Genomic DNA, 13,887 nt, shown 5'->3' on the forward strand with positions numbered 1-13,887 from the left:
GGCTATTGGAAACAACTATTAGCCTCAAATACATTAACAAACTTGCAGTGCCCGCCATTATCGCAGGTATTGCCGAACCTATTCTTTCTCTTACGGACGCCGCTATTGTGGGTCATATTTCCGTAAATGCAACAGAATCCTTGGCAGCTGTGGGCATTGTGACCACCTTTTTATCCATGCTTATTTGGGTACTCGGACAATCGCGTAGCGCCATTTCATCCATCATTTCTCAATATGTTGGTGCCAATAAATTAGACGAAGTCAAAAATTTACCCGCACAAGCCATCACCATTATTTTAATTCTCAGCTTGTTAATTTGTTTCGGAACCTATCCCTTTAGCAATGCCATTTTTAAGCTCTACAATGCTTCAGGGTTGTTGTTGGACTACAGTGTTTCCTACTATAAAATTCGGGTGTTTGGGTTGCCCTTTACCCTCTATACCTTCGCAGTTTTTGGAATTTTTAGAGGGCTTCAAAATACCTATTACCCAATGCTTATCGCCATCACAGGTGCCATGGTAAATATCCTTTTAGATGTGTTGTTGGTCTATGGAATTGCAGATGTGTTTCCGCCGCTTTACCTCAAAGGAGCCGCCATCGCAAGTGTGTTGGCACAATTTTTAATGGCAGCCTTGGCGACTTACTTCCTTCTAAAAAAAACAGAAATACCCTTAAAACTCACAAGACCTTTTAATAAAGAACTTCCAAAGTTTTTGAACATGATTAAGCACCTCATCGTTCGGACCTTGGCACTCAATACCGCCTTGTATTTTGCAGCACGTTTTGCGACAGGTTATGGAAATACCTACATCGCCGCCTATACCATCGCTATTAATTTATGGTTTTTTGCCGCCTTTGCCGTCGATGGCTATGCCAGTGCCGGCAACATCCTTTCTGGAAAACTGTTTGGAGCTAAAAACTACCACTTACTCTTACAACTAAGCAATCGCCTGATAAAATACGCCCTCATTGTCGGCGTAATTATGGGGCTAATTGGCGCCTTGTTTTATAAGCCAATCGGAATCGCCTTTACAAACGACCCAGAAGTGTTGGCGCAGTTCTATGACATCTTTTGGATGGTGTTACTAATGCAACCTATCTGCGCATTGGCATTTGTATTTGATGGCATTTTTAAAGGGCTCGGAAAGATGAAGGATTTGAGAAATGTATTAATACTTACAACACTGTTTGTGTTTTTACCTGTGCTATTTATTACCGATTATTATGGGTGGAAACTCCATGGTGTTTTTACCGCTTTTACCTTGTGGATGATCGCTAGAGGCATCCCACTAATAATAAAATTTAGGAAACAATTTTTACCACAGGTTCAAAACCATTAACTTTGTATAGAACTATGAATCGATTAGATACCAAAAAACACCAATGAGCAACATTCGAATTACAAAACAATTTTCTTTTGAAACGGGACATGCACTTTATGGGTATGATGGTAAATGCAAAAATGTTCATGGGCACAGCTACCGCTTAGATGTGACTGTCATTGGACAGCCAATTTCAGATAACACCCATGTAAAATTTGGAATGGTAATTGATTTTACGGATTTAAAAAAAATCATCAAAGAAGAGATCGTGAACGTCTTTGATCACGCCACAGTGTTTAATAAAAACACCCCCCACGTAGAGCTTGCAAAAGAACTTTCGGATCGGGGACACAATGTACTTCTAGTCGATTATCAACCTACAAGTGAAATGATGGTGATTGATTTTGCCGAAAAAATAAAAAAACGACTGCCCAATACAATACAGTTACATGCCCTTAAACTGCAAGAAACCGCCACGAGTTTTGCAGAATGGTATGCAAGTGACAACTAACAGTGTAATATGACGGCTATAAAAATTCCCGAAGGGAAAAAAATATACTTTGCTTCTGACAACCATCTTGGTGCGCCGACGGCCAAGGAGTCTATGCCTCGCGAAAAAAAGTTCGTGCAATGGTTGGATTCTATCAAGCACGATGCGGAGGTTATTTTCTTATTAGGCGATTTGTTTGATTTCTGGTTTGAATATAAATATGTCATCCCAAAAGGGTTTACACGGGTGTTAGGGAAATTGGCAGAGCTGAGCGATCAAGGCATTGAAATTCACTTTTTTGTAGGGAATCACGACTTGTGGATGAATGGCTATTTCGAAGAAGAGTTGGGCATTACTGTACATCATCAACCTCAAGAATTTACCTTCAATTCAAAATCCTTTTTTATTGGTCACGGCGATGGACTTGGCCCGGATGACAAAGGATTTAAACGTCTCAAAAAAGTATTTACAAATCCATTTTTTAAATGGTTATACAGATGGATACACCCTGATATTGGCGTTCGTTTTGCGCAATACCTATCGGTTAAAAACAAAGTGATTTCGGGGGATGAAGACGTGAAGTTTCTTGGAAATGACAAAGAGTGGTTGGTGCAATACAGTCTTAAAAAATTAGAAGAAAAACACCGCGACTATTTTGTGTTTGGACACCGGCATTTACCACTAGAAATTCCGCTTAATGAGCAGTCAAAATACATCAACCTTGGGGACTGGATTGGCTATTACACCTACGCCGTTTTTGAAGTCGACACCTTGACGTTGAAAGAATTTTAGACGTTTAACTCATGCCTACAGTTAGATTTTTGATGTGACATTTATTTTTTTGATGTGAAAAAAAATCGTAAGTTTATCCAAATTAACCAATGGACGTATCTAAATTATCAGGCTTTGCCTCTATTTCATTAGAGGAAATGAATGGTGTTTCATTATTGAAACGCGTTGATACGAAGTTCCTAACCACCACCTCTAAATTGTCTGAACTTTTACCGTACCTCTATTCTGAATATCAGATTTTAGAGATTGGTGAAAATCGGTTGATGAATTATTCCACCCTTTACTTTGACACAACAGATTTGCACTGCTATAAAGAACACCACAACGGTAAAGCAAACCGTCACAAAATAAGAATGCGGAGGTATGTTGAGTCGGATATTTGTTTTTTAGAAGTTAAAGAAAAACAAAACACTGGAATGACCAACAAAGTGCGTTGTTCAATTGATGATTTTGAAATAACCTTATCAACAGAATCAAAAAAGTTTATTGAAAAGGCTACTAAAAAAGACTGGGAATTAAAGCCCGTTTTAAATAATTATTTTCAACGTTTTACATTGGTAAACACCCAACGGTCCGAACGTGTGACCATAGATACGGGTTTGGAATATAAAACAGATTCAACCACAAAAGAATTTAAAAATGTGGTCGTTATTGAAGTCAAACAAGAAAAACGAAATACAAGAACTCCTATATATAGCACACTAAAATCTAAGAGAATTAGAACCGTAAGTTTTAGTAAATATTGTATGGGTGTTGCCAACATTTTCTCGGGCGTAAAGTCTAACAAGTTTAAAGAACTCAACTTAAAAATTAACCAATTAAATCACTAACATGGAGCTACTAGGCATTCCTATATTCGATGACGACTTTTACAAAATGATGATTCGATTTTTGTTGAATTTATTTTTCCTAACTGGAATTGTAAAATTTATCTATTATAAATACCATCAGAAGAAAGAGTATTTATTCACCTTCTACCTTATTGGAATTGTCGTTTACTTTTTGTGCTTTACATTAAAAAAGTATGAATTGGATCTCGGGATGGCTTTGGGATTGTTTGCTATTTTTGGGATCATCCGTTACAGGACACTTCCTTTAGAGGTCAAAGAAATGACCTATCTGTTTGTGGTGATTGGCGTCGCAGTGATGAATGCCCTTTCAAACAAAAAAATGAGTTATGCAGAAATTATCGCAGCCAATACAATTATACTGTTGGCTTTATACGTTCTTGAACGCTATTGGGCGCGAACAGAAATAGTCTCTAAGGATGTGATTTATGAAATTATTGAAAACATTCGCCCTGAAAATCATGACTTACTCAAAGCAGATTTAGAAAAAAGACTTGGCTTTGAAATCCTAAGCTTTGAAATTGGAAAAATAAATTTCTTAAAAGATGTCGCCAAAGTAACTGTCTATTATAAACTTTAATTTTGACTATGAACTTATCTAAGCAAAATAACACCGTATTCGCATTCATTGTATTTATATTAACGTCCTCTAATTTGTTATTGGCTCAAAACTCAAAGGATTTAGAGGGATGGAGCGCCGTACAGCTAGATGTAAGAGCAAGTGAAAAAATATCCTTTTCCATTTCGGAACATCTAAGGTATCGAAATGACATTACGACTGTCAGCACCTATTTTACGCAAGTTGAAGCAGGTTATGAAATCGTTAAAGATTTTGAACTCGGAGGCGGGGTTCGATTCATTAAAAAAAATGACGATGTTGGCAAAAAGCAAGGAGTTGAATCGCACTTCAGATATCAATTGGATGCAAGCTTCAAACATGATGTCAAGAGAATAGGCGTATCTTACCGTCTTAGATATCAAAATAAAAATGAATTAGGGTTCTCCAAAGAGGAAGGTGATATCGCAAAAGAACGATTCCGATTCCTGTTTGGGATTGACTACAAATTCCTTCCTATTAATATCGTTTTTAAATTAAAAGGGGAGTTTTTTAGTCCCTTTTCTAATTGGACTGTTGCTGATAAAATTGATCGACAACGCTTTACATTATCAGCCTCTCGGAAATTTAATAGATTTGGGAAAATAGCAGTTTTCTACAGGCTTCAAGATGACTTAAATGTGGAGGTGAAAAAAACCGAAGTTACAGTTTCAAAATCGATTTTAGGGTTTAAATACACATACAGTTTAGATTTTAGAAAAACGGATGAATCCTTAATCGAGCTTTAAATTATTAATCTTGAGTTTCATGCGCATCCAAGTCTTTTTCTAGATCTAATTTTCGAAATGTTGGCGACACAATTCCCGTAGTAATCACCGTTATTAAGGTCATCGTTCCACCAAAAACAACCGCCGTAACGGTTCCCATAAGTTTCGCAGTTACGCCACTTTCAAAAGCACCTAGTTCATTTGAAGATCCCACAAACATAGAATTTACAGAGGACACACGGCCCCGCATATGATCGGGTGTTTTGAGCTGTAAAATGGTTTGTCTGATCACCATAGAAACCCCATCCGTGACCCCACTAAAAAAGAGCGCAACGACTGATATCCAAAAGATAGAGGACAGTCCAAAAACAATAATACACACGCCAAATCCGAAAATGGCGGCTAACAATTTGAGTCCCGCATTTTTACTGATAGGAATGTAGGCCGTAATCAGCATGGTAATGAATGCCCCAACCGCAGGAGCGGCTCTTAACACTCCAAACCCTTCTGAGCCTACTTCTAAAATATCTTGTGCAAAGACGGGAAGCAAAGCGACTGCACCTCCAAAAAGAACGGCAATCATATCCAAGCTTAACGCCCCTAAAATCGCTTTTGTTTTAAACACAAATCGAACTCCTTCTTTTAAACTTTGCATAATGGGTTCTCCGATTTTTGGATTCAAGATGGGTTTGCGAGAAATTCCAAACAACAATATAAAGGACAAAACAACCAAGCCAAACACAATGCACAGCGACCAATGCACCCCAATCCAATTGATTGTAAAACCTGCTAAAGCAGGGCCTAACATAGAAGCCATTTGCCAGGTTGAGCTGTTCCATGTTGCCGCATTTGGATAGGCTTTTTTAGGCACGATCAATGCGACCAACGAAAAAATAGTGGGACCAAAAAAAGCACGTAACAATCCACCCATAAACACAAATGCATAAATTGTATAGAGAATGGTTTTTGAGCTCCAATCCGCTTCAACAGAAGGACTGGTTAAAAAGAAAAGCCCAAAACTAATCAATGAAAACAGGCCTATACATTTCAAGAGTAAATTTCGTTTTTCACTTTGATCGACAATATGCCCTGCAAACAACGCCATACTAAAGGCAGGAATAATTTCCATAAGCCCAATAATCCCCAGAGACAACGGGTCTTTGGTGAGTGTATAAACTTGCCATTCAATGATGATAAATTGCATGGACCAACCAAAAACTAAAATAAATCGCAATAACAGAAAGATATTAAATTCCTTAAATCGAAGTGCCGCGTAAGGATCTCTTTTTGCCATATTAAGATTTAATGCCTTTTAATTTTAACTGTAAACTCACACGCCCATTCCATTCGTTTTCATCAATAGAATAGACCACCTTAAAGGGAGTTTTAGATTTAACAATCGGTAAATCACTTCCCATGCCAAAGCCAATCCCTACAATTTTGGAGCTGCCTTTTTGAGCGAGTGTGACCCGTAAATGCGTTTGATCTTCACCCACACATTTTCCGTAGCCTGTATCCAGTACTTCTGAACTCATAAAAACGGGTGACATATTTTGAGGTCCAAAGGGAGCGAATTGTTTTAGGATTCTATAAAACTTTGGTGTGATGGCATCAAAATCAATTTCGGCATCAATTTTTATTTCAGGCGTTCGAAGGTGTACAGGCAAGGTTGCTGAAACCTCAGCTTCAAAAGCGGCTTTAAAGGCTGAATAATTTTCTTCTTTAATAGTCATTCCTGCGGCATACATATGCCCTCCGAATTGCTCTAATAAATGGCTGCAATTTTCTAAGGCATGGTACACATCAAATCCTCTGACAGATCGTGCGGAAGCTGCTAAAAAGTCGCCACTTTTGGTAAATACCAAAGTGGGGCGGTAATGGGTTTCTATCAATCGGGAGGCTACAATTCCAATCACGCCTTTGTGCCAATCTTCTTGATATACAACCGAAGTCGCATCTTCCGTTTCGTTTGATTCTTCTATTTGTAACAAGGCTTCTTGTGTGATACGCTTGTCCGCTTCGCGACGGTTGGTATTAAAAAGTTCTATTTCGCTAGCTGCTGTTTCTGCATTCTCAAAACTCATTTCTTTCATCAGAGCCACGGCATAGTTGCCATGTTTCATACGTCCTGCAGCATTGATGCGCGGTGCAATATTAAACACAACATCAGTGATGGTGAGCACCTCCTTTTTCATCTGATTGATCAGCGCTTTAAACCCTGGGCGTGGATTGGTATTAATGACTTGCAAGCCAAAATAAGCGAGAGCTCTATTTTCGCCAACAATAGGAACTATATCGGCACCAATTGCTGTAGCTACTAAATCTAAATACCCTACCAAAGATTCTACAGGAATCCCCTCTTTAGATGCCAAGGCTTGAATCAATTTAAATCCAACACCACATCCACAAAGTTCTTTAAAAGGGTATTCACAATCGGGACGTTTTGGGTCTAAAATAGCGACCGCATCGGGCAATTCTTTCCCTGGACGGTGATGGTCACAGATGATAAAGTCAATGCCTTTTTTCTTTGCATAGGCCACTTTTTCAATTGCTTTGACTCCGCAGTCTAAGGCAATTATTAACGAGAAATCGTTGTCTGACGCGAAGTCAATTCCTTTGTAGGATACGCCATACCCTTCTTCATAACGGTCGGGAATATAGGTGGAAATCTGAGTGCTTTTGGTTTCTAAATAGGACGCCATCAAAGCAACGGAAGAAGTGCCGTCCACATCATAATCTCCAAATACTAATACCTGTTCGTTGCTTTTTATAGCGGCTTCGATTCTGGCAACTGCTTTGTCCATGTCTTTCATCAGAAAGGGATCGTGCAAATCGGACCAACTCGGTCGAAAAAAGGTTTTAGCGTCTTCAAAATTCTCAATACCTCTTTGGAGTAACAGCTCCGAAATCGCCCTATCGACGCCTAATTTAGAGGCTAAATCGGCTATTTTTTTGGTGTCGGGCTTCGGTTTGAGCGTCCAACGCATTGCTAAGAATTATGGATGTGAATGGTGGTGGTCACCGTTGAAAATTGTCTAAACATTTCCATGACGCCGCAATATTTATCTACGGAGAGTTTCACGGCTTTATCAATTTTTTTTGGAGACAAATCAGTACCCGTAAAATGATAATCCACATGGACTTTATCGTAATACTTTGGATGTTCGTCAGTAAGAAAGCCTTCGACTTCCATTTTTAATTCGTAATCAACGACTTTCATTTTTTCTAAAATATCGACGATATCTATGCCTGAACAGCCCGCTAAAGCGGAGAGCATCATTGCTTTTGGAGATACGCCAAATTGTTCAGCTTGGCCTTTTACAACTGTATCCATTAACACGGTTTTTCCGCTTGGGTTGTCAGATTCGAATTGCATTCCACCTTTCCAGTGAGTTGTTGTTTTGTGGGACATCCTAAAATATTTTTGATTCTTATTGCTTCAAAAATACTAAATAATGTCAATAGTTACACTATGATGTGCCACTCACAATTTGGAAACCGAAGTGCTTGTTGAGGTTTTTAGGGAATGGTACTTAAAAAAAATGAATAAGTTAATAGAAAGCAGCCCTAAGAAACTTTTGATTTCCCTGCTACCACAATCACAATTTCTCCTTTTGGAGGGCGATTGGTGTAATGTTCTAAAATTGATTTTGCTGTGCCTCTTTGGGTTTCTTCATAAAGTTTGGTGAGTTCCCGCGATACAGAAATTTGACGGTCTTCTCCAAAATATTCACAAATATGAGAAAGGGTCTTGATCAGTTTGTGAGGACTTTCATATAAAATAATAGTGCGTGGTTCTTCTGCTAATAGGAGGAAGCGTGTTTGACGGCCTTTTTTGACGGGCAAAAATCCTTCAAATACAAATTTATCGTTGGGCAATCCAGAGTTGACTAAGGCGGGTACAAAGGCAGTCGCTCCTGGAAGACAGTCCACTGGAATGTCATTTTCGACACAGGCTCTTGTGAGTAAAAACCCAGGGTCCGAAATAGCGGGGGTTCCTGCATCACTGATCAACGCAATGGTAGTTCCCATTTTTAATTTTTGAATAATCCCTTGTACGGTTTTATGCTCGTTATGCATGTGGTGGGAATGCATTTGAGTTCCGATCTCAAAATGCTTCAAAAGTTTTCCAGAGGTTCTGGTGTCTTCTGCCAAAATCAAATCAACCGATTTCAATACATTGATGGCACGTAAGGTGATGTCTTCTAGATTTCCTATGGGGGTCGGTACAATATATAGCTTCATAATTCAAAGTTACAACGTTTTTATACAACATACCTATATGATGTAAATTCTTCTTTTTACCCTTTCGAAGAAATTGTAATTCATTACCATAATATGTATCTTTGACCGAATTAAATTTACTACAATAAATATATGAAATTATTAAACCTCGCACTTCTAAGTGTATGCTCCTTACAGTTATCTTTTTCTCAATCACTTAAATATGCCGATGGCTCTTCTCAAAACATGAGTAATATTTTTGTGAATATCAATTCCACTGAAAGTTCTACTATTAAAGGATCAAAATATTTGAATGAAGATTTTATTAGCACTAAAATATCATCAATGCCCGATCAAATTTTTGGGGTGCGTTACAATATTTATGACGATGAAATGGAGTTTCAAGGTGCCGACAATACCGTGTATGCTTTAAATAAAAATGATGCCTCGGTTAAAATAACGTTTACAGCGACCAATGAATCTTATCATATTTTTAGTTACACCGATGATACTGGCCATCAAAAAAAGGGGTATTTCGTGAAACTAAACAAGGAAGGAGAGAACCTCATATTAAAGAAACATAGAATTGTATTTTTTGAAGAACAGGCTTCTAAAACGGGCTATGATGCTCCCAAACCTGCGATGTATAAAACTGTGAAAGATCGCATGTATATCAAACTTGCCAATAAAGAGGCTGTATTGTTGCCTACCAAGAAAAAGAAACTTGCAAAGGCACTTTTCCCTGAGAACTCAAAAATTATATTAGATTTCATTAACTCAAACAAGATTAAGTTGTCCAGAGAAGCTGATTTAATTACATTTGTTAATTACTTAAATACTTTATAAACATTAATTTAACCCCAAATCTTAAATTTTTTAACTATGGAAAAATACCTAACCACTGCAAAAGACCTACTGCTTGAATATTCGCCAAAAGTACTTTATGCATTAGCCTTACTGATTGTTGGCCTGTATGCAATTAAATTTATTCTTCGCTTAATTAATAAACTCCTAAACTCGCGTCACGTTGATAATACCTTACAAGCCTTTCTTAGTAATTTATTAGGCTGGGGATTAAAAGCGGTATTACTCATCGCTGTGATTTCTAAACTTGGTATAGACACCACCGCGCTAGCGGCCGTTATGGCAGCTGCAGGTTTAGGACTTGGACTTGCTTTACAAGGGTCATTAGCAAATTTTGCTGGAGGTGTTTTGATCATTTTATTCAAACCCTTTAGAGTGGACGATTTAATCAATGCTCAGGGAGAAATAGGCGTTGTCAAAGACATTCAACTTTTTACAACTCAAATTTTGACTCCAAGTAACAAACGTGTCATTATCCCTAATGGTACTTTGGCAAATGGCAATATTGTCAACCTTTCAGCCGAAGGAACCTTAAGAGTTGATTTAACAATTGGAGTGGGTTATAGTGAAGATATTAAAAAAACTAAAGAAGTACTGTTGAAGGTTTTAACTGCGCATTCTAAAGTGTTATCAGAACCTCTCCCGACGGTTAATGTTTCTGAACTCGCTGATAGTTCCGTAAATTTTGCCGTTCGTCCTTGGTGTACCGTGGAAGATTATTGGACTGTTTATTTTGAGATTACAGAAAACTGCAAAGAGGCATTGGATGCTGCGGGTATCGAAATTCCTTATCCACATGTGGTCGAAATTCACAAAAAAGGATAAGCCTTATTTTTTTGAAGGAATGGCGATGAAATCTTTTAAATAAAAAGGTTCAAAATAAGCAACGTCTTCAAAATCATTTGTTTTAAATTTATCATAAGAAAGCGCACACATTTGTTTTGCTGAAGGCAATTTGTCTTCGATGAATTGTGCGTTTTTATGCGTGATGATATCTTTGGTTTTAGCCACGCCATTTCCAATAAAATAAAGAGGAGCCGATTCCAATAATTCTTGATACGATTCAGAAGTCAATACCTCAGCTTCCGTGCTGCGAATTTCATTATAATCCGCATCATAAATGGCTGAATATACTTCCATACGTCTTGCATCAAGCATCGCAACAATGGTTCCTTTTGGGTTCTCAACCTGATGTGCAAGGGCTTCTAAAGTGGGCACAGAAATTAAAGGAAGACTCAACGCATAACACAAGCCTTTAGCGGCAGAAACGCCGATTCGCAAACCCGTATAAGAGCCAGGGCCTTTGCTGATCGCAATGGCCTCGAGTTGGTTTTTAGAAACCTTTGCTGTTTTAAGAACTTCGTCAATATAGATATGGAGGCGTTCCGCATGGGAATACTCTAGACTGTTGTCTTCTTTAAATTCTATAACTGCTCCGTTTTCGGATAATGCCACAGAGCAATTCGTTGTAGAAGTTTCTATGTTTAAAATGTATGCCATAAATTATGGAATCAATGGTTTGCCCATGAAAAAGTCTAAGACTTTCGAACGAAACACAAAGTTATATTTTGAATTAATTAAGGTTGATTTTGCACTTACTAAGCGCCCTCTTACCTGCTCAACTTCAAAGGAAGTTGCGGCTCCAAGATTAAATTTATTTTGAACATTTTTAAATGATTCTTCTAGGCTAATGACTGAAAACCTAGATGCTTCGTATTGTTTCAAAGCAGCTTTTGCATCCGCGTATGCTTGTGTAATTGTCGTTGTAATGTTTTGCTTTGCTTGCTCTAAATTAAGAAGACTTTTTTCTCTATTAATTTTAGCTTTCGACACATTGGCTTTTGTTTTAAACCCATTAAAAATTGGAATGCTTAAATTGAATCCTAAATTATACCCTAAGTTATTATCTAATTGGGTCCCAAAACCATAGGGCACAATCTTTTCAATAGTATTATTTGGATTATTTGGGTCTTCTACAAATTGAATTCTCGTATCTGGTTCTCCTTGTCTGTGTTGATATGACGACCCTAAACCTGCCCCAAAACTCAATGAAGGGGCATAGGCACTTTGCGCTAATTTCAATCCAAAATCAGTGTTTTCTATCCCTAATTCTGCATTGTTAATTTCTGCACGATTGTCTAAAGCATACGCTAAGATTTCATCGTATGAATCATAAGCTAAGGACGCAGAAGTTAAATTAATTTGAATCTCTTGAATGTCAAAATCAAGAGGGGAAACTTGCAAACTTTGACTTAAACTTAGTAGCGATAAGTCTAAACTATTTTCTGCATTTACAACACTTGACCTGTTAGATGCTAAAGTGGCTTCCGCATCAAATAAATCAGAGCTCGGTTTAATCCCCGCTTCTACTTGAGAAGTGATTTGGTCCAGTTGATTCTGACTGATCGTTACTTGTTCTATGGCAATTTTAAGGTTCTCTTTGTTGAATAAAATATTTAGAAATGCATTGACAACGGTCATAGAAACATTGTCCTGAAGAATTGTGAGTTGAAACTGACTCGACTCGACTCCAAGTTTTGCTTGTTTATATATATTTAAATTTCGAAAGCCATTAAAAATTGTAATGCCTGTATTTAACCCAAAATTATTCCCTCTTGAATCACTTTTAATTCGTGAACCATCCTGTCCAATGAAGGATCCAAAGTTAAAGTTATGAGAAGCTGAAGCATTAAGGGTTGGCATAAAGTTACCTTTGGCACTTATCAAGTCTTGTTTGGCCAAGTCAATATCCAGCACCGATTGCTTCACGGAAATATTATGCTCCAAAGCGTGATTGACGCAATCTAATAAGCTCCATTTTTTTTGAGCAAAACTGCTTAACGTTCCTACGAGAAAAAGAACTGTACATATATGTTTCATAGTTTTGGGGGTTTTATTATTCATCGTCTTCTTCATCTTCATTATTTTCTTCTGAAGCTTTGTTCCAAACCTTGATTTTATCGCCTTCTTCTACACCATCTATGATTTCCACATTAATGCCATCCGACAATCCGATTTCAATATTTTTTTTCTTGAAGCTTCCATTTTCTTTTTGTAATTCTACAAAGGGTTTTTCGGTGATGCGATTGAATTGTAAAAGCGCTTCTTTAATCACCAGCACACTGTCTTTGCTTTCAATTTCAATTTCGGCATTGGCACTGTATCCTGCACGAATTTTTGTGCTAGAGTCAATGGTCACATCTGCTTTGATCGTAAACTGAACAGCACCATTTTCCTCCACGCCTTTAGGTGCTACAAACGTAAGAACGGCAGGGAATTCTTTTTCATTGATCGCTCCAAGGATGACTACGATGTCTTTGCCTTCTTCTAATTTTCCAACTTCAGCTTCATCAACCTTGCCTTCAAAAATCATTTTACTCATATCGGCAATGGTAGCAATGGTAGTTCCTGCATTGAAATTATTACTTTGAATCACTTGATCGCCTTCACGAACAGGAATTTCAAGAACGGTTCCAGGAATTTGAGCAACGATATTGGTATTGGCTGAACTGCCTCCAGAAAGAGATCCTTGTTTGATGATTTGATAATCATCTTTGGATTGATCGTAACTTTCTTTGGATTGGTTGAGACTCAACTCACTGTTTTCAAAATCTTGTTTAGAGATGACTCCTTTTTCAAAAAGGGCTTTATTTCGATTGAATAAAGTTTGTGCATTTTCAAATGAAAGTCTCGCGGTATTGATACGGCTTTTAGCACTTCCCAAAGCTTGTTCGTTTGGAACGACTCTAATTTTGGCAATTAAATCGCCTTTTTGTACTAGGTCGCCTTCTTCAACAAAAATCTGATCTACAATGCCTGAAATTTGTGGCTTCAATTCAATTTCTTCTTCAGGATTTAACTTTCCTGTAGCAACGGTTTTGGTGTCGAGTGTGCTATAAAATGGCAGTTCTATTTTATAGTCTACAACTTCTTTAGCGTTGGAGTCTTTAAAATATTTTAATACAAATACTAATAATATTAGTAAGACGATTCCTAAAATAATTTTTACTGTTTTGTTCATTTT

General features: G+C 37.6%; 15 protein-coding genes. 8 read left to right on the forward strand and 7 right to left on the reverse strand.

The annotated features are described in order from the left end of the window. The first annotated feature begins 5 nt into the window (after nucleotides 1-5). The 6 genes from FORMB_RS05155 (at nucleotide 6) to FORMB_RS05180 (ending at nucleotide 4,796) form a co-directional block, all read left to right on the forward strand. The gene (locus FORMB_RS05155; RefSeq protein ID WP_069676437.1) at nucleotides 6-1,340 is read left to right on the forward strand and encodes an MATE family efflux transporter; all 1,335 of its coding nucleotides are present in this window, start codon (nucleotides 6-8) and stop codon (nucleotides 1,338-1,340) included. A 43-nt stretch (nucleotides 1,341-1,383) separates the two neighbouring features. After that, nucleotides 1,384-1,833, forward strand: coding sequence for a 6-pyruvoyl trahydropterin synthase family protein (locus tag FORMB_RS05160; RefSeq protein ID WP_069676438.1), 450 nt, complete (start codon nucleotides 1,384-1,386; stop codon nucleotides 1,831-1,833). An 18-nt stretch (nucleotides 1,834-1,851) separates the two neighbouring features. Next, nucleotides 1,852-2,604 (forward strand): UDP-2,3-diacylglucosamine diphosphatase, encoded by a 753-nt coding sequence (locus FORMB_RS05165; protein WP_069677904.1) that lies wholly within the window; start codon nucleotides 1,852-1,854, stop codon nucleotides 2,602-2,604. A gap of 89 nt (nucleotides 2,605-2,693) precedes the next feature. Next, nucleotides 2,694-3,434 (forward strand): polyphosphate polymerase domain-containing protein, encoded by a 741-nt coding sequence (locus FORMB_RS05170; RefSeq protein ID WP_069676439.1) that lies wholly within the window; start codon nucleotides 2,694-2,696, stop codon nucleotides 3,432-3,434. Between the two features lies 1 nt (nucleotide 3,435). Beyond that, nucleotides 3,436-4,032: a DUF4956 domain-containing protein gene (locus FORMB_RS05175; protein WP_069676440.1), complete on the forward strand. Its 597-nt coding sequence runs from the start codon at nucleotides 3,436-3,438 to the stop codon at nucleotides 4,030-4,032. 8 nt (nucleotides 4,033-4,040) lie between these two features. Then, nucleotides 4,041-4,796 carry a DUF2490 domain-containing protein gene (locus FORMB_RS05180; protein WP_069676441.1) on the forward strand — a complete coding sequence of 252 codons (756 nt, stop codon included), beginning with the start codon at nucleotides 4,041-4,043 and terminating at the stop codon, nucleotides 4,794-4,796. Between the two features lie 4 nt (nucleotides 4,797-4,800). Here the strand turns inward: FORMB_RS05180 and FORMB_RS05185 are convergent, their stop codons facing one another. The 4 genes from FORMB_RS05185 to rsmI form a co-directional block, all read right to left on the reverse strand. Continuing rightward, complete coding sequence (locus FORMB_RS05185) at nucleotides 4,801-6,069, reverse strand: MFS transporter (RefSeq protein ID WP_069676442.1); 1,269 nt, start codon at nucleotides 6,067-6,069, stop codon at nucleotides 4,801-4,803. Nucleotide 6,070: 1 nt separating this feature from the next. Continuing rightward, entirely contained in the window at nucleotides 6,071-7,762 is a 1,692-nt protein-coding gene (gene recJ, locus FORMB_RS05190; protein ID WP_069676443.1) for a single-stranded-DNA-specific exonuclease RecJ, read from the reverse strand. A 2-nt stretch (nucleotides 7,763-7,764) separates the two neighbouring features. Then, complete coding sequence (locus FORMB_RS05195; protein ID WP_069676444.1) at nucleotides 7,765-8,187, reverse strand: OsmC family protein; 423 nt, start codon at nucleotides 8,185-8,187, stop codon at nucleotides 7,765-7,767. A 155-nt stretch (nucleotides 8,188-8,342) separates the two neighbouring features. Further along, on the reverse strand, nucleotides 8,343-9,023 hold the full coding sequence (rsmI, locus tag FORMB_RS05200) for a 16S rRNA (cytidine(1402)-2'-O)-methyltransferase (RefSeq protein WP_069676445.1): 681 nt from the start codon (nucleotides 9,021-9,023) through the stop codon (nucleotides 8,343-8,345). Nucleotides 9,024-9,152: 129 nt separating this feature from the next. Here rsmI and FORMB_RS05205 point away from each other — a divergent pair, with 129 nt between their 5' ends. Together FORMB_RS05205 and FORMB_RS05210 are read left to right on the forward strand one after the other, a co-directional pair. Then, nucleotides 9,153-9,845, forward strand: a complete 693-nt coding sequence (locus FORMB_RS05205) for a hypothetical protein (RefSeq protein ID WP_069676446.1) — start codon at nucleotides 9,153-9,155, stop codon at nucleotides 9,843-9,845. A 36-nt stretch (nucleotides 9,846-9,881) separates the two neighbouring features. Next, nucleotides 9,882-10,688, forward strand: a complete 807-nt coding sequence (locus tag FORMB_RS05210; RefSeq protein WP_069676447.1) for a mechanosensitive ion channel family protein — start codon at nucleotides 9,882-9,884, stop codon at nucleotides 10,686-10,688. Between the two features lie 3 nt (nucleotides 10,689-10,691). Here FORMB_RS05210 and tsaB read toward each other — a convergent pair whose 3' ends face one another. From tsaB to FORMB_RS05225, 3 genes are read right to left on the reverse strand one after another with little or no spacing between them, the layout of a single operon-like run. Then, a complete protein-coding gene (gene tsaB / locus FORMB_RS05215; protein WP_069676448.1) occupies nucleotides 10,692-11,363 on the reverse strand; it encodes a tRNA (adenosine(37)-N6)-threonylcarbamoyltransferase complex dimerization subunit type 1 TsaB in 672 nt (223 codons plus the stop codon). Between the two features lie 3 nt (nucleotides 11,364-11,366). Continuing rightward, the gene (locus tag FORMB_RS05220; protein WP_157498078.1) at nucleotides 11,367-12,743 is read right to left on the reverse strand and encodes a TolC family protein; all 1,377 of its coding nucleotides are present in this window, start codon (nucleotides 12,741-12,743) and stop codon (nucleotides 11,367-11,369) included. A gap of 16 nt (nucleotides 12,744-12,759) precedes the next feature. Further along, the gene (locus FORMB_RS05225; RefSeq protein WP_069676449.1) at nucleotides 12,760-13,884 is read right to left on the reverse strand and encodes an efflux RND transporter periplasmic adaptor subunit; all 1,125 of its coding nucleotides are present in this window, start codon (nucleotides 13,882-13,884) and stop codon (nucleotides 12,760-12,762) included. Nucleotides 13,885-13,887: the final 3 nt, after the last annotated feature.

The sequence above is a fragment of the Formosa sp. Hel1_33_131 genome, from assembly GCF_001735745.1.
GTDB lineage: Bacteria > Bacteroidota > Bacteroidia > Flavobacteriales > Flavobacteriaceae > Hel1-33-131.

Coding starts and splice junctions, on each gene's coding strand:
- FORMB_RS05160 (WP_069676438.1), top strand. CDS start 1,384: ATGAGCAACATTCGAATTACAAAACAATTTTCTTTTGAAACGGGACAT.
- FORMB_RS05170 (WP_069676439.1), top strand. CDS start 2,694: ATGGACGTATCTAAATTATCAGGCTTTGCCTCTATTTCATTAGAGGAA.
- FORMB_RS05175 (WP_069676440.1), top strand. CDS start 3,436: ATGGAGCTACTAGGCATTCCTATATTCGATGACGACTTTTACAAAATG.
- FORMB_RS05180 (WP_069676441.1), top strand. CDS start 4,041: ATGAACTTATCTAAGCAAAATAACACCGTATTCGCATTCATTGTATTT.
- FORMB_RS05185 (WP_069676442.1), bottom strand. CDS start 6,069: ATGGCAAAAAGAGATCCTTACGCGGCACTTCGATTTAAGGAATTTAAT.
- recJ (WP_069676443.1), bottom strand. CDS start 7,762: ATGCGTTGGACGCTCAAACCGAAGCCCGACACCAAAAAAATAGCCGAT.
- FORMB_RS05195 (WP_069676444.1), bottom strand. CDS start 8,187: ATGTCCCACAAAACAACAACTCACTGGAAAGGTGGAATGCAATTCGAA.
- FORMB_RS05205 (WP_069676446.1), top strand. CDS start 9,153: ATGAAATTATTAAACCTCGCACTTCTAAGTGTATGCTCCTTACAGTTA.
- FORMB_RS05210 (WP_069676447.1), top strand. CDS start 9,882: ATGGAAAAATACCTAACCACTGCAAAAGACCTACTGCTTGAATATTCG.
- tsaB (WP_069676448.1), bottom strand. CDS start 11,363: ATGGCATACATTTTAAACATAGAAACTTCTACAACGAATTGCTCTGTG.
- FORMB_RS05220 (WP_157498078.1), bottom strand. CDS start 12,743: ATGAAACATATATGTACAGTTCTTTTTCTCGTAGGAACGTTAAGCAGT.
- FORMB_RS05225 (WP_069676449.1), bottom strand. CDS start 13,884: ATGAACAAAACAGTAAAAATTATTTTAGGAATCGTCTTACTAATATTA.